Genomic DNA, 21,462 nt, shown 5'->3' on the forward strand with positions numbered 1-21,462 from the left:
AAGATAAGCGCGCAACGCTGTTCTTTTATTCCGCTGGCCGCTTTTGCAAGGTCTCTTTAAGCTGGCTAATCAACTGGCGCCGGAAATCGCCAAGGCGGGGTTTATCGTCATCTAACCACGGCAAAGGGCGGCACAATTCCATTGCCTTAATCCCCAGACGTGCCGTCAGCAACCCGGCACCAATTCCCTGTGCGGCACGAGCAGAAAGCCGCGCCGCGAGATCCTGTGATACCCAGTCCATTCCCACTTCGCGCACCAGTTCACTGGCACCGGCAAACGCAATGTTCAGCAGTACCAGGCGGAACAATCGCAAGCGGCTGTAATACCCCAGTTCAATACCATAAAGCGTGGCAATGCGATTGATCAGCCGCAGATTGCGCCAGGCAATAAAAGCCATATCCACCAGCGCCAGCGGGCTTACCGCGATCATCAATGTGGATTCGGCCGCCGAACGGCTGATTTCGCGCCGCGCCTGCGCATCCAGCACCGGTTGTACCAGGTGAGCATAAAGGCTGACAATTTCACGATCGCTTTGTGTTTCATGAATGGCGGCATACCAGCGCTGCATTGCAGGGTGTGCATGATCGATGCCAGCCTGTTGCGCCAGTTTTTCACAAAACGCGCGGCCTTTCCCGGTGGCATGACTGTGCAGCAAATCACGGGCTTCATCACGCTCCTGCGCTCGCTGTCGCAAACGCCAGAGCCGCCGCCATTCGCTGGCGACCGAACCGACACCCGCACCGATGATCAGCGCGCCGGCCGCACAGCCGCCGAGCGCGACCCAGTTCTGGGTCTGCCAGGCATTCATCGTCCACTGCACACCCTGACCAATAACGCTCACGCCAAACAGCGCCAGACCTGCGCTAACCATTTTACGCCACAGACTGCGCTTCGGGCGCAGTGCGGATTCCACTGCAGCTTCTGTCGGACCCTCAGCAGACAAGCCGTCAGCGATGAGTGGCGAGAATTTCTCTGCCTGCTGCGCGTCAAAAGTTTGCGCGCCTTTAAACTGCACGTCGGTTTCTGCTTCCAGCGGCCCGGCGAAATCGATTCTTGGCTTTAGCGGCTCGCTCATCGCAATTTATCTCCAATTAAAAACTCCAGCGCAGCATCGAGGCGAATATGCGGTAGCGGCGTATCTACATCCATTGCCTGCGGACGAAAAGCTTCGAAACTGAAACCCTGTTTATCCCAAAATGTCTGCCCCGGCAGTCGAGCAGGCACTTCGCCCGGATAAAAGGTTAATGGCGTACCGTCACTCAGACGATGCCCGCGCAAGGCCGGGATTTTCTCGCCATTCACCTCGATGATGCCGCTCTGCGTGGCCTGCACCGATGCCAGCCCCATGCAATCCATGCTGATACCTTCGAAGGCCGCATTCTGCCAGGCATCCTGGACGAGCTGTTGCAGCAGCGACACCATATTGGCGTGCTGATCGAGTGTCACATGGTCAGCTTTGGTGGCGGCAAATAGCAATTTATCGATCACTGGCGAAAACAGACGGCGGAACAGCGTGCGCTGGCCATAATGGAAACTTTGCATCAGTTGGGTCAGTGCCAGCCGCATATCATTGAACGCCTGCGGACCGTTGTTCAGCGGTTGCAGACAGTCCACCAGCACAATCTGGCGATCGAACTTCAAAAAGTGATGTTTGTAGAAGCCCTTCACCACATGTTCACAGTAATAGTTGTAGCGCTCTCGCAGCATTCCGGCATTGGTGTGTTTATCAGCCTGAGCCAGCTTCGTCTCACCAACACCATCGACATCTGGCCACGGGAAGAATTGCAGCGCGGGGGCCCCCGCCATATCGCCCGGTAGAACAAAGCGCCCAGGCTGAATAAAATGCAGACCTTCACGTTTGCACTGATGCAGATAGTCCGTCCAGGCCGCAGCGATCTCCGCAAGACGGTTCTCATCGGCTGGCGCAAGCGGATCAAGATCGGCGCATAACGCGCGCCATTTTTGCGACCACGCCTGGCGTTGTCCCTGTAAAAGCCCGGTCATCTGCCGCGACCAGCTCAGGTAGTCCTGCGCCAGCATCGGTAAATCCAGCAGCCACTCGCCGGGATAATCGACAATCTCCAGATAGAGCGTTGAGGTCTCTTTGAAATGGCGCAGCAGCGAATCATTTGAGCGGAAACGCAGCGCCAGACGAATTTCGCTGACGCCGCGCGTTGGCGTCGGCCAGGCGGGCGGCATACCATAAAGCTGGGCCAGACCTTCATCGTAGGTGAAACGGGGAATGCCAAAATCGCGCTGGGGGACGCGTTTCACGCCCAGCAACCGTTCTTCGCGCACGGCGCTCAGCAGCGGCAACCGCGCACCCGCATGCAGGTTAAGAAGTTGATTGACCATCGCCGTGATAAACGCGGTTTTTCCACTGCGGCTAAGGCCAGTGACCGCAAGGCGTAAATGCCTGTCCATGCCGCGGTTCACCAGCGCGTTCAGTTCGTTCTTAAATCGGTCCATCGCCATGCAGCATTGCCCTTAGGGTGAAGCCGTAAATCACTTATTTTACCTGCCTCTCGGCCATAAAGCGGCGAGAAAATTTATCCGCTGCACGTTTCAGTAACGGTTCCAGCGCAAACGCCAACAGTACTCTGGCCGGACGGCGGGCAACAGATTTAACCGCCCAACCGGCCACGCCCGCCGGGCCATAACGCAGAGCGGTGAGCAAAACCAGCTTGCCGGCGAATTTCAACCCCGGTAGGGCATGCCGACGTGCCTGTTGCCAATGACGATTCATGATTTACCTCTTATAGCTGACGGAAACGGCTGCGCAGTGAGAAACTGTCGGAGGTGACATAGCGTTCCATCTGACGCAAGCGATGTTCCCCTTCAGCCAACTGTGCATCGACGGTATCGAGCAGTTCCCTGCTGGAAGGGACGCGTTCCCCTTCCACGTAATTATCTGGCAGCGGGTCGAGGATAAAAAACAGTACGATATAAGCGGCGACGACGAAGAAAAACAGGCCGAAACACATTGCCAGGATCGCCAGAATACGCACTACTTTGACTTTGATATCCAGATACTGCGCAATGCCGGCGCAGACGCCACCCAGTTTGCCACGCTGCGGGATACGCCATAATTTCTTATTCAGATCTAACGTTGCCATCAGCGCTCCCTCCAGTTAGGGTGTTCAGCATCAAGAATATCTTCCAGCGCCTGAATACGCTCGCGCATTCGCGCGGCTTCGGCGGACAGTTGCTGGAGCCGCTGCTGTTCGTTTTGATTCAAATCGCCGCGCTGGCGATTGTTGTAATGCAGCCATAGCCAGACGGGTAGAACAAACAGGATGAATAGCGTCAGGGGGATAGCCAGAAAAAGCGTGCTCATGTGTACTCCTTACAGCAAGTGATGCGGCATCTTCTGATACCGCCTTATTATTATTGATTGTCCTGTTTCACTTTGGCTTTCAGTTGTGCCAGTTGCTCGCTGATTTCGTCATCCGCATGCAGCTCGGCAAATTGCTGATCCAGCGATTTTTGTTTACCAAAACCGTGGCTTTCGGCTTCCGCTTCCATCTGATCGATACGACGTTCGAAGGATTCAAAACGTGCCATCGCCTCATCCAGTTTGCCGCTATCCAGTTGACGGCGGACATCACGCGAGGAGCTGGCCGCCTGGTGGCGAAGGGTAAGCGCCTGCTGACGAGCACGAGTTTCGCTGAGTTTGTTTTCCAGCTCGCCAATTTCTTTTTTCATCCGCGCCAGGCTTTCATCCACCAGCGTCACTTCCTGGCCCAGGGTCTCCATCAGCGCGGTAACTTTCTGTTTTTCGATCAGCGCCGCACGCGCCAGATCGTCTTTATCTTTACGCAGTGCCAGTTCGGCTTTCTCCTGCCACTCTTCCTGCTGGGCAGAGGCCTGCTCAATACGGCGCGTCAGCTGTTTTTTTTCTGCCAACGCACGTGCTGAAGTTGAACGCACTTCAACCAGCGTATCTTCCATCTCCTGAATCATCAGGCGCACCAGTTTCTGCGGATCCTCCGCCTTTTCCAGCAACGAGTTAATGTTGGCGTTCACGATGTCGGCAAAACGAGAAAAAATACCCATAATCAGTTCCTCTTCATTTCTGTAATCGGGCATGGCCCTGTTACTGACTTATTTACAATCTTCGTGCCAACTTTTTATTTACTTGATTATTAATGATTTTAATAATTTTACCACCGCGTTTTTTTCATTTAGAGTGGTTAATAAAACTAACTAATGGTGAATTTCATCATGCCAGAACACAAGGATAACCTGCTCGGTGAGGCTAATAGCTTTATCGAGGTGCTGGAACAGGTTTCACGCCTTGCGCCAATCGATAAACCGGTACTGATCATCGGTGAGCGCGGCACAGGTAAAGAGCTGATTGCTAACCGTCTGCATTTCCTCTCCTCGCGCTGGCAAGGGCCATTTATCTCCCTCAACTGTGCGGCGTTGAATGAAAATCTGCTGGATTCAGAATTGTTCGGCCATGAAGCCGGTGCTTTTACCGGCGCGCAGAAACGCCATCCAGGCCGCTTTGAGCGTGCCGACGGTGGAACACTGTTTCTCGATGAGCTGGCCACTGCGCCGATGCTGGTACAGGAAAAACTCCTGCGGGTCATTGAATATGGCGAACTCGAACGCGTGGGTGGTAGCCAGCCTTTGCAGGTGAATGTGCGGCTGGTCTGCGCCACCAATGCCGACTTGCCGCAGATGGTGCAGGACGGTATCTTCCGCGCCGATCTGCTCGACAGACTGGCCTTTGACGTGGTGCTATTGCCGCCGCTGCGACAGCGGCAGAGCGATATCATGCTGATGGCCGATCACTTTGCCATTCAGATGTGCCGGGAACTTAAATTGCCGCTGTTTCCCGGTTTTACCGATCGTGCCCGCGATATGTTGATGAATTACGGCTGGCCCGGAAATATTCGCGAGCTGAAAAACGTGGTGGAACGTTCAGTATATCGTCATGGGCGCAGCGATGTGCCGCTTGATACTATAATTCTTGATCCCTTTAACCGTACGCTGAGTGCGCCGAAGGTTGAAGAGAATACCCCGGTCTCCCTGCCGCTCGATCTGCGACAATTTCAGCACCAGCAGGAAAAGCAGCTGTTACAGCAGAGTCTGCAACAAGCAAAATTTAACCAAAAACGCGCGACGGAATTGCTGGGGCTGACCTATCACCAGCTAAGGGCGCTGCTGAAAAAGCATCAAATCAGCTGAAATCGTCGACAATAACAGCAGTCGCTTGCAGACATTTGTACGAAGCCATAGCAAGTGCGATACACTTTGTTCATGAATTTAAACACGTTGAATAAATCATGCGTCCGGTTCTCTCCTCTCTGCTGTTGATCGCAAGCCTGATCTCAGGTATCGCCCAGGCGGCAGTCACGCCCGTACCGCTGGCGGATATTCGCGATAGCGGTTTTGTTTATTGCGTCAATGGCCAGGTCAATACCTTTAACCCGCAGAAAGCCAGTAGCGGTTTGATTGTTGATACGCTGGCTGCGCAACTTTACGATCGCTTATTAGACGTCGATCCCTACACTTACCGGCTGGTACCGGAGCTGGCGGAAAGTTGGGAAGTGCTGGATAACGGCGCAACTTACCGTTTTCGTCTACGCGATAATGTTGCCTTTCAGACCACGCCCTGGTTCACACCGCACCGCGCATTAAATGCCGATGACGTGGTGTTTACCTTTCAGCGCATTTTCAACCGCAATCATCCCTGGCATAACGTCAACGGCGATAGTTTCCCGTACTTTGACAGTTTGCAATTTGCCGATTCCGTCGATAGCGTACGGAAGCTGGACAACCGCACCGTCGAGTTTCGCCTGAAAAAACCGGATGCCTCGTTTTTATGGCATCTGGCGACGCATTATGCTTCCGTGATGTCGGCAGAATATGCAGGCGAACTGGCGAAAAAAGATCGTCAGGAACTGATCGATCGCCAGCCGGTCGGCACCGGCCCCTATCAGCTTGATGAGTATCGCGCCGGGCAATACATTCGGTTACAACGTCACGAAAAATTCTGGCGTGGTAAGCCCCTAATGCAGCAGGTCGTTGTCGATTTAGGCTCCGGCGGTACGGGCCGTTTGTCAAAATTACTGACCGGCGAGTGTGATGTACTGGCGTGGCCAGCCGCCAGCCAGTTGACGATTCTGCGGGACGATCCGCGCCTGCGCCTGACACTGCGTCCTGGGATGAACATCGCCTATCTGGCGTTTAATACCAACAAACCGCCGCTGGATAACCCGCAAGTGCGCCATGCACTGGCGCTATCGATCAATAACCAACGCCTGATGCAGTCGATCTACTACGGCACAGCGGAAACGGCAGCGTCAATTCTGCCCCGCGCCTCCTGGGCTTATGATAATGAAGCCAAAATCACCGAATATGATCCGGCCCAGGCGCGCGAGCGGCTAAAAGCACTGGGGGTGGAAAATCTCACATTACAACTGTGGGTGCCCTCCAGCTCACAGCCATGGAACCCCAGTCCACTGAAAACCGCCGAGCTTATCCAGGCCGATATGGCGCAGGTCGGCGTTAAAGTGGTGATCGTGCCGGTGGAAGGCCGCTTCCAGGAAGCGCGATTGATGGATATGAACCATGATTTAACACTCACAGGCTGGGCGACAGACAGTAACGATCCTGACAGTTTCTTCCGCCCGCTGCTGAGTTGCGCAGCAATAAACTCGCAGACCAACTTTGCGCACTGGTGTAACCATGAATTCGACGATGTGTTGCAAAAAGCGCTTGCTTCACAGCAACTTGCTGCGCGAATTGATGATTATAAAGAAGCTCAGCAGATCCTTGCCCGCGAATTGCCGGTGCTGCCGCTGGCTTCCTCGCTGCGTTTGCAGGCGTATCGCTATGATATTAAAGGACTGGTGCTGAGTCCGTTTGGCAGCGCCTCTTTTGCCGGAGTCTCGCGGGATAAACAAGAGGTGTCGAAACCATGATTATCTTTACTTTGCGTCGTCTGCTGCTGCTGTTGGTGACCCTCTTTTTGCTGACGTTTATTGGCTTCAGCCTGAGCTATTTCACCCCCCACGCTCCGCTACAGGGTGCCTCGCTGTGGAACGCATGGGTATTCTGGTTTAACGGTCTGTTGCATTGGGATTTTGGCGTATCGAGCATTAACGGCCAACTTATTTCGGAACAGTTAAAAGAGGTCTTTCCTGCCACCATGGAGCTCTGCCTACTGGCGTTTGGTTCCGCGCTGGTGATCGGTATCCCAGTCGGGATGTTCGCGGGGGTGATGCGCAGTAAGTGGCAGGATTCACTGATCAGCGCTATTGCGCTGCTCGGCTTTTCCATCCCAGTGTTCTGGCTGGCGCTGCTGCTGACGCTTTTCTTTTCGCTCAACCTTGGTTGGCTGCCGGTGTCCGGGCGCTTCGATCTACTCTATCAGGTAAAAACAGTGACCGGATTCTCGCTGATTGATGCCTGGCTTTCAGACTCGCCGTGGCGCGATGAGATGATGATAAGCGCTCTACGCCATCTGGTGTTGCCGGTAATGACGCTGGCAGTAGCGCCAACAACGGAGGTGATCCGTTTGATGCGAATCAGTACCATTGATGTGTTCGACAAAAACTACATTAAAGCGGCAGCGACGCGCGGTCTTTCACGCGTCACCATTTTGCGCCGCCATGTACTGCATAATGCCCTGCCGCCGGTGATCCCGCGTCTTGGGTTGCAATTTTCCACAATGCTGACGCTGGCGATGATCACTGAAATGGTGTTCAGTTGGCCGGGTCTTGGACGCTGGTTGATTAATGCCATTCGCCAGCAGGATTATGCGGTGATTTCGGCCGGTGTGATGGTGATTGGCTCGCTGGTTATTATTGTCAACGTGCTGTCGGATATTTTGGGTGCGCTGGCGAACCCGTTGAAACATAAGGAATGGTATGCCTTACGATAGCGTTTACAGCGAAAAACGCCCACCCAGCACGCTACGCACAGCCTGGCGTAAATTTTATGGCGATACCACCGCGATGATCGGCCTGTACGGTTGCGGCGCACTGGCGCTGCTGTGTATTTTTGGCCACTGGTTCGCGCCTTATGGCATCGACCAGCAGTTCCTCGGTTATCAGCTATTACCGCCATCATGGTCGCGCTATGGCGATGTGTCGTTTTTCCTCGGCACGGACGACCTGGGCCGTGATGTACTGAGTCGATTACTAAGCGGTGCAGCACCCACCGTCGGCGGTGCATTTATTGTCACGCTTGCCGCCACGCTTTGTGGGCTGGCGCTCGGCATTTTCGCGGGTGCCAGCCATGGACTGCGCTCAGCCGTGCTGAACCATATTCTCGATACGCTGTTGTCACTGCCTACGCTGCTGCTTGCCATTATTGTGGTGGCGTTTGCGGGCCCGCACCTTACTCATGCGCTGTTCGCTGTCTGGCTGGCGCTGCTGCCGCGCATGGTGCGTTCGGTCTACAGCATGGTGCATGACGAGCTCGAGAAGGAGTATGTGGTGGCCGCCAGGCTTGATGGCGCGTCAACTAGCAATATCCTCTGGTACGCTGTGCTGCCCAATATTACAGCCGGGATGGTGACGGAAATCACTCGTGCGCTATCAATGGCGATTCTGGATATCGCTGCGCTTGGTTTTCTCGATCTCGGCGCTCAGCTTCCTTCTCCGGAATGGGGCGCAATGCTCGGCGATGCGCTGGAACTGATTTATGTCGCACCGTGGACCGTGATGTTACCGGGCGCAGCCATTATGATTAGCGTGCTACTGGTTAACATCCTCGGCGACGGGATCCGTCGTGCGATCGCTGCGGGAGTCGAATAATGCCACTTCTTGATATCCGCAATCTGACCATTGAAGTGAAAACCGGCGATGTCTGGGTTAAAGCTGTTGATCGCATCAGCATGACGCTTGCAGAGGGTGAAATTCGCGGTCTGGTGGGCGAATCCGGTTCGGGTAAGAGCCTGATCGCGAAAGCGATTTGCGGCGTTACCAAAGATAACTGGCGGGTCACCGCCGATCGCATGCGCTTTGACGATATCGACCTGCTGCGCCTCTCGGCGCGCGAACGACGCAAGCTGCTCGGCCATAACGTGTCGATGATTTTCCAGGAGCCGCAATCCTGTCTCGATCCCTCGGAACGCGTCGGTAAGCAGTTGATGCAAAACATTCCCGGCTGGACGTGGAAAGGCCGTTGGTGGCAGCGTTTTGGCTGGCGTAAGCGCCGGGCTGTCGAGCTATTGCACCGCGTCGGGGTTAAAGATCACGAAGATGCGATGCGTAGTTTCCCTTACGAGTTGACCGAAGGCGAATGTCAGAAAGTGATGATCGCCATCGCGCTGGCTAACCAACCGCGCCTGCTGATTGCTGACGAACCAACGAACGCGATGGAACCGACCACCCAGGCGCAGATCTTCCGCCTGCTTGACCGTCTTAACCAGAACAACAACACCACCATTATGCTAATCAGCCACGATTTACAAATGCTGAGTAAATGGGCCGACCGCATTAATGTGATGTATTGCGGGCAAACGGTGGAAACCGCGCCCAGCGAGGAGTTGGTGGTTACGCCACATCATCCGTATACGCAGGCGCTGATCCGCGCGATCCCGGATTTTGGCAGCGCAATGCCGCATAAAAGCCGTCTCAACACGATGCCTGGCGCCATTCCGCTACTGGAGCAACTGCCGATTGGTTGCCGCCTCGGGCCGCGCTGTCCGTATGCACAGCGAAAATGCGTCGAAAGACCGCGTCTGACCGGCGCAAGAAACCATCTTTATGCCTGCCACTTCCCGCTGAATATGGAGAGCGAATGATGGTTGAGACCTTGCTTGAAGTGCGTAACCTGAGCAAAACCTTCCGCTACCGCACTGGCTGGTTCCGTCGTCAAACCGTGGAAGCGGTTAAACCGTTAAGTTTTACCCTGCGCGAAAAGCAGACGCTGGCGATTATCGGCGAGAACGGTTCCGGGAAATCGACGCTGGCGAAAATGCTGGTGGGCATGGTGGAACCCTCTTCCGGCGAGCTGGTGATTGACGATCAGCCGCTGCATTACGGCGACTATACTTTCCGTAGCCAGCGCATTCGCATGATTTTTCAGGATCCCACGACATCGCTTAACCCACACCAGCGTTTGTCGCAAATTCTTGATTTCCCGCTGCGTCTGAACACGGAGCTGGAGCCGGAAGCACGACAGAAACGTATTATCGAGACGCTGCGCATGGTGGGTTTGTTGCCGGATCATGTCAGCTACTACCCACACATGCTGGCACCCGGGCAAAAACAGCGCCTTGGCCTGGCGCGAGCGCTGATCTTGCGGCCGAAGGTGATCATCGCCGATGAAGCACTGGCCTCGCTGGATATGTCGATGCGTTCGCAGTTAATTAATCTGATGCTGGAATTGCAAGAAAAACAGGGTATCTCTTATATCTATGTCACCCAGCATATCGGGATGATGAAGCACATTAGCGACCAGGTGCTGGTTATGCATCAGGGTGAAGTGGTGGAGCGCGGCAGCACCGCTGATGTGCTTGCCTCTCCGTTGCATGATTTAACAAAGCGTTTGATCGCCGGACATTTTGGCGAAGCATTAACCGCTGATGCCTGGCGCAAAGACCGCTGATTGACGAGATGCAGTGGTCGGATTAACTCATTCGGCGACTCATGATAGAATCGCCGCGTTTTAACGACGAACGCCACACGAAGAGGACGTTCGCCACAACAATGAATATAAGGATTAAAGCTATGGGTTTTCTTTCCGGTAAGCGCATTCTGGTTACTGGCGTCGCCAGCAAACTCTCCATCGCATACGGCATCGCTCAGGCAATGCATCGCGAAGGCGCTGAGCTGGCATTCACCTACCAGAACGACAAGCTGAAAGGCCGTGTTGAAGAGTTTGCCGCCCAGTTGGGTTCCAGCATTGTTCTGGAATGTGATGTTGCTAAAGATGAGAGTATTGACGCCCTGTTTGCGGACCTGACGAAAGTCTGGCCGAAATTTGACGGTTTCGTTCACTCTATCGGCTTCGCGCCAGGCGACCAACTGGACGGCGACTACGTCAACGCGGTAACCCGCGAAGGTTTTAAAATCGCACACGACATCAGCTCCTATAGCTTCGTTGCAATGGCTAAGGCCTGCCGCCAGATGCTGAATCCGGGCTCAGCACTGCTGACGCTCTCCTACCTGGGTGCTGAGCGTGCTATCCCGAACTACAATGTAATGGGTCTGGCTAAAGCCTCTCTTGAAGCGAACGTGCGTTACATGGCGAATGCCATGGGGCCGGAAGGTGTTCGTGTTAACGGTATTTCCGCAGGTCCGATCCGTACGCTGGCGGCGTCCGGTATTAAAGACTTCCGTAAAATGCTGGCGCATTGCGAAGCGGTTACCCCGATTCGCCGCACTGTGACCATCGAGGACGTGGGCAACTCCGCTGCGTTCCTGTGCTCCGATCTCTCAGCGGGTATCTCCGGTGAAGTGGTTCACGTAGATGGTGGTTTTAACATCGCTGCGATGAACGAACTGGAAATCAAATAATTTACCCTCGCCCCTTCTTCTGAAGGGGCTTTTTCTTCGATATGCCATTCTGATATTTATTATCACCTAACAATCTTTCATCCCTCACTTGCCATGCGCCAGGATAAAACAGCAAAAAAGATCCGGCGTATAGACCTGACGTCGAATCCGGATCGCCACTTTCAGACCAAGGAACGACCATGGAACGACGCCGGACAGAAGGCAAAAACCACTGGTACCATGAGACCCAGTCGAGTGCCAACCGTGCGCAGGCGCTACCGCTGGTTCCCGAAGCCGCCACGGTAAATGACCCTTTCCTGCTCGATATCACCCTGCCTGAAGACCAGGCAGCCAATCTTGACGGTATTGTGACACCCGCCCGCAAGCTCTACGCCCTGCTCTTTCCACAGCGCGTGACGGTTAATCGCCTGCGCACCTTCAGTACCTACGATCGTCTCAGCACTGCGCTTACCGTGGCGCAGGTTTTTGGTATTCAACGGTTATGCAACCACTACGCAGCACGACTCGCACCGCTGCCTGGCCCGGATTCTTCGCGGGAGAGTAACTATCGGCTGGCGCAAATCACGCAATATGCCCGCCAGCTTGCGGCTTCACCGTCAGTGATTGACACCCGCGCACGGCAGCAACTGGAAGATGTCGGTTTAACGCAGTATGACGTGGTGGTTATCACGCAAATTATCGGCTTTGTCGCTTTCCAGGCCCGTATCCTGGCGATTTTACAGGCCGTGCTCGGCCAGCCTGTGCGTGCCATCCCCGGCATGGAGATACAACAGGAAGCTGATGCCTCACTGTTCGCTAACGCCAACATCACATGGCAGCCCGCTATTGATGTCGTGGATTTGCGCATTGCTAACGCGCAGCAGATGGCGTCACTGGCTCACTGGCAACCGCTGCCGGAACTGCGCCTGCTCGCCCCGTTGCTGGCACATGAACATTTGCAATTAAATGCGCTGGGCGAAATTTGCGACAAGCTCACCAGGGCGACACCGAATAAACAGCTCGCCGGGCTTACCGCACTCTATACCGCCCGCATTAATGGCAGCGTCGGTTGTTTCGCCGAAGCGCTACAACGTACGCCACAAGAAAGGTCGATGGAACAAGCGTTGCGCAGCGGCGAGCGTGAGGTCAATCGCGAAATGGCTGACAATCCGCAAATCAAGGCATTGCTTCTGTCAGTGCAGTTGCTTACTTGCGCAGCCGACCGCTTTAGCTCACTGCACTTTTCGCTGCTTGTTGAACAAGGTTTCAGCCGCCAGGCCGCGGTGAATCTCTTAATGGGTTGCGCCCTGAATGGCTGGATTAACCGACTGAAAATTGCCCTCGGGCAAACCACCTTCCCTGAGACTGAATAACACAATGGCAAGCGGCTTCGCCGCCGCTTGCCCACACAGATTTTACTGAAACAGCGCTTGCCGCAACCAGCAGAATCGCGTAAAACTGTCAGCCGCTCTTTTAGCCACGAAAATACATAACTATGTTTCAGGACAACCCGCTGCTAGCGCAGCTTAAACAGCAACTTCATTCCCAGACACCACGCGCGGAAGGTGTTGTAAAAGGCACGGAAAAAGGTTTCGGATTTCTCGAAGTCGATGCGCAAAAAAGCTACTTCATTCCGCCGCCGCAGATGAAGAAAGTGATGCACGGCGACAAAATCATCGCCGTCATTCACAGCGATAAAGATCGCGAAAGCGCAGAACCTGAAGAACTGGTCGAGCCGTTTCTGACCCGTTTTGTCGGTAAAGTGCATAAGAAAGACGATCGTCTTTCCATTGTACCGGATCATCCGTTGCTAAAAGACGCCATTCCCTGCCGCGCGGCTCGCGGTGTGGAGCATGATTTTAAAGAAGGCGACTGGGCCGTTGCGGAAATGCGTCGCCATCCACTTAAAGGCGATCGCGGCTTCTATGCCGAGCTGACGCAATTTATTACCTTTGCAGAAGACCATTTTGTTCCGTGGTGGGTCACCCTGGCGCGCCACAATCTGGAAAAAGAAGCGCCGAATGGCGTGGCAACAGAAATGCTTGATGATGGTCTGCAACGCGTCGATCTGACCGCGCTGGATTTCGTCACTATCGACAGTGCCAGCACTGAAGATATGGACGATGCGCTGTTTGTAGAAGAGACCGCCGACGGTAAGCTGCAACTGACCGTTGCTATCGCCGATCCTACCGCGTGGATTGCAGAAGACAGCAAGCTTGATGATTCTGCCAAAGTGCGCGCGTTCACCAACTATCTCCCGGGCTTTAATATCCCGATGCTGCCGCGCGAACTCTCCGACGATCTCTGTTCCCTGCGCGCGAACGAAATTCGCCCTGCGCTGGTTTGCCGCATGACGCTGGATGACGATGGTAGCATCGAAGAGAATATCGAATTCTTTGCGGCCACCATCGAATCGAAAGCCAAACTGGTTTATGACGAAGTGTCCGACTGGCTGGAAAATACCGGTTCATGGCAACCAACGAATGAAGCAATTGCCGCGCAGATCCGTCTGCTGCATCGCGTAAGCCAGCTTCGTTCGCAATGGCGTGAGACCCATGCGCTGGTATTTAAGGATCGCCCGGATTACCGCTTTGTTCTGGGTGAAAAAGGCGAAGTGCTGGATATAGTAGCCGAACCGCGCCGCATTGCGAATCGCATTGTTGAAGAGGCGATGATCGCTGCCAACATCTGTGCTGCTCGCGTTCTGCGTGACAAGCTGGGCTTCGGTATTTATAACGTGCATCTGGGTTTTGATCCGGCGAATAGTGAACAGCTGGCCGCCATGCTGAAAACCCATGGCATGCATGTTGATGCGGAAGAAGTGCTGACGCTGGAAGGTTTCTGCAAATTGCGTCGTGAACTGGATGCTCAACCATCTGGCTTCCTCGACAGCCGTATTCGTCGCTTCCAGTCGTTTGCCGAGATCAGCGTTGCACCAGGCCCGCACTTCGGTCTTGGCCTCGAAGCATATGCCACCTGGACTTCACCGATCCGTAAGTACGGCGATATGGTTAACCATCGACTGCTGAAAGCAATTATTAAAGGTGAAACGCCAAAGCGTCCTCAGGATGAAACCACCGTGCAGATGGCTGAACGTCGCCGTCTGAATCGCATGGCGGAACGCGATGTCGGTGACTGGCTGTACGCCCGCTTCCTGCAGAACAAAGCCGGTACAGACACCCGTTTTGCGGCCGAGATTATCGATATCAGCCGCGGCGGTATGCGTGTGCGCCTGGTCGATAACGGCGCAGTCGCGTTTATTCCGGCCCCCTTCATTCACGCTGTGCGTGATGAACTGGTTTGCAGCCAGGAAAACGGAACGGTGCAAATCAAAGGCGAAACGGCGTTTAAAGTGACGGATGTTATTGATGTCACTATCGCCGAAGTGCGCATGGAAACCCGTAGCATTATCGCCCGACCGGCTCTTTAAAAAACCCACCAGCGGCTCCTTCCCCGCCGAAGGGGCCGTTTTTCGCTGCAATCCTTCCCGTATTTTTTTCAATGCCTCCCACAACCCCATAAAAACAGCCACAATTAATCCAGGGCAACTTACTGTTTCGTCAAGATCTATACATTTTTCGCATCAGCTGTGCTGATACACGGACTTGCGTTAATGACAGGTTCTGAGAAATACAACGCGTTCGTCCTGATTGCCCTTAACCTGGGCGGTGCTATGCCCATAAAATGAGCATCCGATGAAACTGCCGATATCACCCAGATGGTACTTTTGACTGATGTGCAGGTAGAACAGATCCATGAAATGTATGGTTGAAGCAAGGGCGCGGCGTGGCACAGTGCAAGACTAATCCACACCAGAATCAGACTGCGTATGGCATAATGAATATATGCTGAGTGTTTATAACAATTTGAGATGTCGTTTTTCTTCTTCTCTTTTTACACTCTTTTCTGCATCATTAATTTATTCAGTTTTCGATATATAGGTGAAGGTATGGCAGACATTGACTTTAAACTCCTTGCTGGCCGGATTGATACCGTTCTGGACATACTGGTTGCCGGAGACACACAATCTGCAATTCGCAATCTGGAAATCCTGAAAGCGGAATTATTGGATCTCGACAACAACGACAAGGCCTCCTCTTCCGGTGCCCCCAAAATGCCCTGGGAAATTTGATCTTTATTTTCACCATCTGACGGCAGCAGGATGCGCTAGCCGCAGTGGTGATGTCCGAATTCAATACCTGATTAAAACGACACAACTATGAATTCCCGACAACAAATTATTCTGCAAACAGTAATTGATAAAGGCCAGATGAGCGTCGCCGATCTGGCTCACATGACCGGCGTTTCTGAAGTCACGATTCGTCAGGATCTGAATACGCTCGAAAAACAGAGCTATCTGCGCCGCACACACGGTTTTGCCGTGCCGCTGGATAGTGATGATGTTGAAACACGCATGATGAGTAACTACACCGTCAAGCGCGCGCTGGCAGATTTTGCCTCCTCTCTGGTTAGCCCCGGTGAAACAGTATTTATTGAAAACGGCAGCAGCAATGCACTGCTCGCCCGTAAGTTAGGCGAACGACGTGATATCACCATTATTACTGTCAGCAGCTATATCGCGCACCTACTGAAAGAATCGCAGTGCGATGTGATCCTGCTTGGCGGCATCTACCAGAAAAAGAGTGAAAGCATGGTTGGCCCGCTGACGCGGCAGTACATCCAGCAGGTGCACTTCAGTAAAGCGTTCATTGGCATCGATGGCTGGCAACAAGAAACGGGTTTTACCGGTCGGGATATGATGCGCACTGATGTCGTTAATGCGGTGCTGGAAAAAGGCATCGAGGCGATTGTGCTTACCGACAGCTCGAAATTTGGTGTGATGCACCCTTATACACTTGGCCCGGTTGAACGCTTCCAGCGGGTGATTACCGATGAAAAACTCTCTTCCGAAGTGCATCAGCAACTTCGCCAGGCAGACCTGATCGTTGATATTGTTAAACCCGGCATTACTGCTTAATTTTCCGCCCGCGAAAGCGGGCTATCTTGCTCATATCTGGGAATATTCCGACGCGTTGATTAAGACTTTTTACCTGTCTGGCTTTCTGCCCCAGAGTAAAATTGATATTAGCGATATAACAGGAAGTGACTATCACCCTCGTGATTGTATTACACCTGCGCAGCAAGGTTTCACGGAAGTGCTTTAAGGTTGGCTACAGCTTCTATACTTAAAGAGATCATTTTTCCGTGAATCGATAATTCAGGAGAAAGTATGATGATGTTAACAAGTAAAAAAATGGCCACCGCACTTCTCACCGTAACCCTGGCAATGTCCCTTAGCGCCTGCGGTCACTGGGATAAACGTTCGCGTAATACTGCCATCGGCGCAGGTGCGGGCGCGCTGGGTGGTGCTGTACTGACAGATGGTAGCACGCTGGGTACATTAGGTGGTGCGGCTGTCGGCGGTATCATTGGTCACCAGGTTGGTAAATAATTGGTCATTGAAATGGCGACAATAAAAAAATAAATATACTTTCTTTTCAGGTCTGAGTTACACAGTGTAAAAAAATAAGGCCGCGATTAATATCGCGGCCTTTCTGTTTTATCCACCGGCAAGTTTAACTTTCATTCCTTTGGCTTCCAGAAGCGATTTTAATAAATCTCGCTTGTCTCCCTGGATTTCAATTACACCTTCTTTTACCGCACCGCCGCATCCGCATTTTTTCTTCAATTCAGCGGCCAGTTTAGCCAGTGTTTCATCATCAGAATCAATACCGGTGATCAGGCACACACCTTTGCCTTTGCGTCCGCTGGTCTGGCGTTGAATGCGTACAATACCATCGCCTTTCGGGCGTACGGTCGCCGTTTTAGGTTCGTCAATACGCCCGCCTTCCGTGGAATAAACCAGACGGCTGTTGTTGTCGCTCATTAAGCCCCCTTACTCAGCGAAGCGTTGATGGCTTTTAGAGTTGCGGCTGGATCTGCAGATTGCGTAACCGGGCGGCCAATTACCATATAGTCCACGCCCGCAAGCTGCGCCTCTTCCGGCGTCATAATACGGCGTTGATCGCCCGCAGCGCTACCCAGAGGACGAATGCCTGGCGTCACCAGCTTAAATGCCTTACCCAGCTCTTTTTTGAAACGTACGGCTTCCTGAGCTGAGCAGACCACGCCATCAAGGCCACACTGTTGCGTCAGGCGTGCGAGACGCTCCGCATACTCTGCTGGAGAGACGTTGATGCCCAGATCCTGTAAGTCGCTGGCTTCCATGCTAGTTAACACAGTAACAGCGATCAGTAGCGGGGCATCAGAACCAAAAGAGGATAGCGCTTCTTTCGCCGCTGTCATCATCCGTGCCCCGCCTGAGGCATGAACGTTAACCATCCACACCCCGAGATCTGCCGCTGCTTTCACCGCATGCGCCGTGGTATTAGGGATATCATGAAATTTCAGGTCCAGGAAAATATCAAAACCGCGCTGTTGCAGATCGCGTACCAATTGCGGCCCGAACAACGTAAACATCTCTTTGCCCACTTTCAGGCGGCAATCGCGGGGATCGATGCGGTCGACAAATGCCAGTGCTTTGTCGCGGTTATCATAATCAAGTGCCACTACCACCGGGGAAGTAGTCACAGCGCGGGAAGTCGATAAAGGAGTAGATGTCATGATCAGGCCTTCTGAAATGAGGCACCCGCACAGGCGCAAAGTGAATAAACGGCGTGCATTCTACCTGTGAGAGCCTGGAAATAACAGTTTCCATTTTTTGCCTGATAAGCGATGTTACTGCGCAGATCTGACAAATGAAAGTTAAAGCCTAATAGTATGTTGTAACTAAAATAAGATCTTTTAAAAAATCACTGCCCGTCGAGGCCGCGAATAGGCTTAACCGTTGACCACGCCCGGCATGATGGACAGTGCCAGTAGATGGTAAATGCCGTAAAACCGCACTTATGGCAACGGTAGCGCGGTTTACTACGGATCTGCTCACCTACCATATCGCGCAGCACCATCAGGCTCTCTTTCGCACGCCCTTCCTCTGCATCATTCAAGTGGTAATCAATGAGTTTATGGAACACGCGCATGGTCGGATGACGCTGTAGCTGTCGGGTAACGTAGCTCTGTGCAGCATCAGCCCCATCACGCTGTTCCATGATTTCCGCCAGCATCAGTTCCGCTGTGGCGCCAACGTTTTCTTCAACGCAACGTTGCAAAAATGCCGCCCACTCGTCGTTTTTACCGAGTTGATGATAGCAGGTCTGCAGCATATCCAGCGTTTCGCACACCAGATCTTTATCCTGCTCGATCACCCGCAATAGTGTTTCGACCGCTTTGGCGTACTCTCCGTTGCCCATAAACACCCGCCCCATCATGATGGAAACGCGGGGATTATTGCGATCGGCGGCAGCGCCTTTTTTCAGCAGCCCCATCGCGCGATCCATATCTTCATTTCCCATCTGTTGCAGCGCCAGCTCACAGTAAAAATGGGCGATATCGCCGAGCTGCTTCTCTTTACCGAGTTTCACCAGCCGCTCCGCCACATCAATCGCTTTCTGCCATTCACTGGTGGCCTGATAAATTTGCAGCAATTGCTGTAGCGCATTGACGCGGAAATCCGTTTCATCGACCAGTTGCTTGAACATATCTTCGGCCCGGTCATACAAACCCGCCGCCATATAGTCACGACCCAGTTGCTGCACGGCAAGTAGACGCTGGTCATAGGTGAGCGAGGCACTTTCCATCAGCGTTTGGTGTATGCGAATAGCGCGATCCACTTCACCACGCGAACGGAACAGATTACCAAGGGTGAGATGGGCTTCGACGGTGCCTGTATCCTCTTTCAACATCTCAAGGAACAGGTCTACAGCCTTATCTTGCTGGTTGCTAAGTAAAAGGTTAACCCCGGCCACATATTCACGTGAGAGCCGGTTAGCTTCATCTTGCTTTGTTTGTTGAGCATTTCTGCGCCCCATATACCAGCCGTAGGCAGCCGCGACAGGTAACAACAGAAAAAGCAACTCCAGCATAAAATATTATTCCTTCCCCGCCGCTGTGCCGGAGACAACCGGAACATCAGAGGCGGGAGCAAGCTGGTGCTCAAGTCGCTTGATCTTACGTTCCGCTCTAACCAGAGAGACCCGTACGCGTAGCCAGAACAGGCCGCAAATCAGCCAGCCGATGACAAACCCGGCTGCAAACAGCACAGCCAGCAACGTAGAAATGCGATATTCGCCCTGCGCGAGTAAATAATTGAATGTCACTTGCTGATCGTTTTGCGCACCAAGCGTAATCGACACGACAAAAATCGCTAATACCAGTAAGAAAATGAGTAAATATTTCACATTACATCCCGTTATGTGGTTCAGGCGATGAATTTCTATGCAACTGACTGCACGCAGCCTTATAACCTATCATTTTAGCGCCCATCGTGGAATGAAATTACATAATGCCAGATTCCGATTTGCGGGCGAAATATCGGAAATCAAGTCTCACGATCTCTGGCGACAATTTCTGGCACCTCTTGCGCGGGCGGCGTTAATGGGCCGCACAGGCGCTGCGCCAGCCAGGTTGCCAGCGTAACCAGCAGCCAGGAAATCAACGTTGCGGTCACTAAATCGCGCGGCCAGTGCATGCCCAGCAATAAACGGCTACCCATTACTCCGGTTGCCCATACTAACAGGAAAACAAGGGTCCATGTCCGTCTGCGTGGCCACAATAAACCCACGCCCAACAGCGCCCAACTCGCAGCAAACATAGTATGTCCGGAAGGAAAGGCAAAACCGGTCTCTTTTTGCCAATGTTTTTGTAAAAAACCAGGAATATCATGCTGCCCGGTGAGCTGTGATTTCACCAGTTGCCCCCGCGCCTTACGCTTTAAAGCATAGAACTCATCCGCCGGAATATTGTGTGTTTGTTCCAGCCATAACACGAAGGGACGCGGCTCCTGCACCCGCTCTTTGACGAAGGATTTTAACCCCTGCCCGACCAGAATTGCGCATCCAAGAATCGCAAACAGCATCAGCGCCGCTTTCAGGCGAAAACGCAGGCACCAGAGAAACCAACCGCACAGCGCAATGTGCGTAATAATCCCCCACGGCTGCGTAACCGTTTCGGTTAACCAGAAGAGAAAATGGAGCCACCAGCGAGGTTGGCCAGGCTGCCAACTCCATCCGGATACCCACACGGCCAGCGGCATCACCAATAATATCAACGCTCCCACAGTTGTACGCTTTACAATTGACAGCATGTCCTCTCCTTTCTGATAAGCGACTCAATCATAACCGAAATATAACATTCACGCTAAAATCGCCGTGTTTGTGCGTTTAAGCAGCAATGGAATGGTCACTTGTAGGTGTTATTCAGTGCATTGTGGCAAAATACACCTATACAGAAGGCCAACAGGCTAAAAGTGCGCAATGCGCCAATATAATTCGGAGATTCACATGCAACTTAAACGTGTGGCAGAAGCCAAGCTGCCAACTCCATGGGGAGATTTCCTGATGGTGGGTTTTGAAGAATTGGCTACCGGGCAAGATCACGTTGCTCTTGTTTTCGGCGATATTTCCGGGCAGTTGCCTGTCCTGGCACGTGTACATTCGGAGTGTCTGACTGGTGACGCACTTTTCAGTTTGCGTTGTGACTGCGGTTTTCAGCTTGAAGCGGCCCTGAATCATATCGCCGAGGAAGGCCGCGGCGTGCTGCTTTACCATCGCCAGGAAGGGCGTAATATTGGTCTGCTGAATAAAATCCGCGCTTATGCGTTGCAGGATCAGGGCTACGACACCGTTGAGGCCAACCATCAATTGGGTTTCGCCGCCGATGAACGCGATTTCACCCTGTGCGCCGATATGTTCAAACTACTGGGTGTGGATGAGGTCCGCCTGCTGACCAATAACCCTAAGAAAGTGGAAATCCTGACCGAAGCCGGGATCAACATCGTGGAACGCGTACCACTGATTGTCGGCCGCAACCCAAAAAACGAACACTATCTGGATACTAAAGCTGAAAAAATGGGACATCTGCTGAAATAAGCTGCCGCCATGAA

Annotated in this window: 24 protein-coding genes; 13 read left to right on the top strand and 11 right to left on the bottom strand. The window is 53.1% G+C overall.

Features of this window, described 5'->3' with window-relative positions; all coding sequences use genetic code 11:
- Positions 1-25: 25 nt before the first annotated feature.
- The 6 genes from BM427_RS07680 to pspA are packed head-to-tail and all read right to left on the bottom strand — an operon-like array spanning position 26 to position 4,056.
- On the bottom strand, positions 26-1,075 hold the full coding sequence (locus tag BM427_RS07680) for a YcjF family protein (RefSeq protein ID WP_090120539.1): 1,050 nt from the start codon (positions 1,073-1,075) through the stop codon (positions 26-28).
- On the bottom strand, positions 1,072-2,469 hold the full coding sequence (locus BM427_RS07685) for a YcjX family GTP-binding protein (protein WP_090120726.1): 1,398 nt from the start codon (positions 2,467-2,469) through the stop codon (positions 1,072-1,074). Before BM427_RS07685 ends, BM427_RS07680 begins: the two co-directional genes overlap by 4 nt.
- A gap of 40 nt (positions 2,470-2,509) precedes the next feature.
- A complete protein-coding gene (gene pspD, locus BM427_RS07690; RefSeq protein ID WP_090120540.1) occupies positions 2,510-2,746 on the bottom strand; it encodes a phage shock protein PspD in 237 nt (78 codons plus the stop codon).
- Positions 2,747-2,756: 10 nt separating this feature from the next.
- Complete coding sequence (gene pspC, locus BM427_RS07695) at positions 2,757-3,116, bottom strand: envelope stress response membrane protein PspC (RefSeq protein ID WP_090120541.1); 360 nt, start codon at positions 3,114-3,116, stop codon at positions 2,757-2,759.
- Positions 3,116-3,337 carry an envelope stress response membrane protein PspB gene (gene pspB / locus BM427_RS07700; protein ID WP_090120543.1) on the bottom strand — a complete coding sequence of 74 codons (222 nt, stop codon included), beginning with the start codon at positions 3,335-3,337 and terminating at the stop codon, positions 3,116-3,118. Before pspB ends, pspC begins: the two co-directional genes overlap by 1 nt.
- 50 nt (positions 3,338-3,387) lie before the next feature.
- A complete protein-coding gene (gene pspA, locus BM427_RS07705) occupies positions 3,388-4,056 on the bottom strand; it encodes a phage shock protein PspA (protein ID WP_090120544.1) in 669 nt (222 codons plus the stop codon).
- A 153-nt stretch (positions 4,057-4,209) separates the two neighbouring features.
- Between pspA and pspF the strand changes: the two genes are divergently transcribed.
- The 12 genes from pspF (at position 4,210) to osmB (ending at position 16,914) form a co-directional block, all read left to right on the top strand.
- Positions 4,210-5,196, top strand: a complete 987-nt coding sequence (gene pspF, locus BM427_RS07710; protein WP_167518507.1) for a phage shock protein operon transcriptional activator — start codon at positions 4,210-4,212, stop codon at positions 5,194-5,196.
- A gap of 98 nt (positions 5,197-5,294) precedes the next feature.
- On the top strand, positions 5,295-6,935 hold the full coding sequence (gene sapA / locus BM427_RS07715; RefSeq protein ID WP_090120546.1) for an ABC transporter substrate-binding protein SapA: 1,641 nt from the start codon (positions 5,295-5,297) through the stop codon (positions 6,933-6,935).
- Positions 6,932-7,897 carry a putrescine export ABC transporter permease SapB gene (gene sapB / locus BM427_RS07720; RefSeq protein WP_090120547.1) on the top strand — a complete coding sequence of 322 codons (966 nt, stop codon included), beginning with the start codon at positions 6,932-6,934 and terminating at the stop codon, positions 7,895-7,897. Before sapA ends, sapB begins: the two co-directional genes overlap by 4 nt.
- Positions 7,884-8,774, top strand: coding sequence for a putrescine export ABC transporter permease SapC (sapC, locus tag BM427_RS07725; protein WP_090120548.1), 891 nt, complete (start codon positions 7,884-7,886; stop codon positions 8,772-8,774). Before sapB ends, sapC begins: the two co-directional genes overlap by 14 nt.
- Positions 8,774-9,766 (top strand): putrescine export ABC transporter ATP-binding protein SapD, encoded by a 993-nt coding sequence (gene sapD / locus BM427_RS07730; RefSeq protein WP_090120550.1) that lies wholly within the window; start codon positions 8,774-8,776, stop codon positions 9,764-9,766. Before sapC ends, sapD begins: the two co-directional genes overlap by 1 nt.
- A complete protein-coding gene (gene sapF / locus BM427_RS07735) occupies positions 9,766-10,572 on the top strand; it encodes a putrescine export ABC transporter ATP-binding protein SapF (protein WP_090120730.1) in 807 nt (268 codons plus the stop codon). The genes sapD and sapF overlap by 1 nt, the downstream gene beginning before the upstream one ends.
- A gap of 122 nt (positions 10,573-10,694) precedes the next feature.
- Positions 10,695-11,483 (top strand): enoyl-ACP reductase FabI, encoded by a 789-nt coding sequence (gene fabI / locus BM427_RS07740; RefSeq protein WP_090120551.1) that lies wholly within the window; start codon positions 10,695-10,697, stop codon positions 11,481-11,483.
- Between the two features lie 179 nt (positions 11,484-11,662).
- Entirely contained in the window at positions 11,663-12,835 is a 1,173-nt protein-coding gene (locus BM427_RS07750; RefSeq protein WP_090120554.1) for a CMD domain-containing protein, read from the top strand.
- A gap of 122 nt (positions 12,836-12,957) precedes the next feature.
- Positions 12,958-14,892, top strand: a complete 1,935-nt coding sequence (locus tag BM427_RS07755; RefSeq protein ID WP_090120555.1) for an exoribonuclease II — start codon at positions 12,958-12,960, stop codon at positions 14,890-14,892.
- Between the two features lie 519 nt (positions 14,893-15,411).
- A complete protein-coding gene (gene yciZ / locus BM427_RS07760; RefSeq protein ID WP_090120732.1) occupies positions 15,412-15,594 on the top strand; it encodes a protein YciZ/DeoL in 183 nt (60 codons plus the stop codon).
- Between the two features lie 87 nt (positions 15,595-15,681).
- Positions 15,682-16,440 (top strand): DNA-binding transcriptional regulator YciT, encoded by a 759-nt coding sequence (yciT, locus tag BM427_RS07765; RefSeq protein WP_090120556.1) that lies wholly within the window; start codon positions 15,682-15,684, stop codon positions 16,438-16,440.
- Between the two features lie 255 nt (positions 16,441-16,695).
- Positions 16,696-16,914, top strand: a complete 219-nt coding sequence (gene osmB, locus BM427_RS07770) for an osmotically-inducible lipoprotein OsmB (RefSeq protein ID WP_035885807.1) — start codon at positions 16,696-16,698, stop codon at positions 16,912-16,914.
- A 108-nt stretch (positions 16,915-17,022) separates the two neighbouring features.
- Here osmB and yciH read toward each other — a convergent pair whose 3' ends face one another.
- The 5 genes from yciH to pgpB form a co-directional block, all read right to left on the bottom strand.
- Complete coding sequence (gene yciH / locus BM427_RS07775) at positions 17,023-17,349, bottom strand: stress response translation initiation inhibitor YciH (protein WP_090120558.1); 327 nt, start codon at positions 17,347-17,349, stop codon at positions 17,023-17,025.
- The gene (gene pyrF / locus BM427_RS07780; protein ID WP_090120559.1) at positions 17,349-18,086 is read right to left on the bottom strand and encodes an orotidine-5'-phosphate decarboxylase; all 738 of its coding nucleotides are present in this window, start codon (positions 18,084-18,086) and stop codon (positions 17,349-17,351) included. The genes yciH and pyrF overlap by 1 nt, the downstream gene beginning before the upstream one ends.
- Before the next feature lie 188 nt (positions 18,087-18,274).
- Entirely contained in the window at positions 18,275-19,444 is a 1,170-nt protein-coding gene (gene lapB / locus BM427_RS07785) for a lipopolysaccharide assembly protein LapB (RefSeq protein ID WP_090120560.1), read from the bottom strand.
- A gap of 6 nt (positions 19,445-19,450) precedes the next feature.
- A complete protein-coding gene (locus tag BM427_RS07790; RefSeq protein ID WP_090120561.1) occupies positions 19,451-19,759 on the bottom strand; it encodes a LapA family protein in 309 nt (102 codons plus the stop codon).
- Between the two features lie 140 nt (positions 19,760-19,899).
- Positions 19,900-20,664 (bottom strand): phosphatidylglycerophosphatase B, encoded by a 765-nt coding sequence (gene pgpB, locus BM427_RS07795; protein ID WP_090120563.1) that lies wholly within the window; start codon positions 20,662-20,664, stop codon positions 19,900-19,902.
- Between the two features lie 196 nt (positions 20,665-20,860).
- Here pgpB and ribA point away from each other — a divergent pair, with 196 nt between their 5' ends.
- Entirely contained in the window at positions 20,861-21,448 is a 588-nt protein-coding gene (gene ribA / locus BM427_RS07800) for a GTP cyclohydrolase II (RefSeq protein ID WP_007371938.1), read from the top strand.
- The last annotated feature ends 14 nt before the right edge of the window (positions 21,449-21,462 follow it).

The organism is Kosakonia arachidis (assembly GCF_900116535.1).
Lineage (GTDB): Bacteria > Pseudomonadota > Gammaproteobacteria > Enterobacterales > Enterobacteriaceae > Kosakonia > Kosakonia arachidis.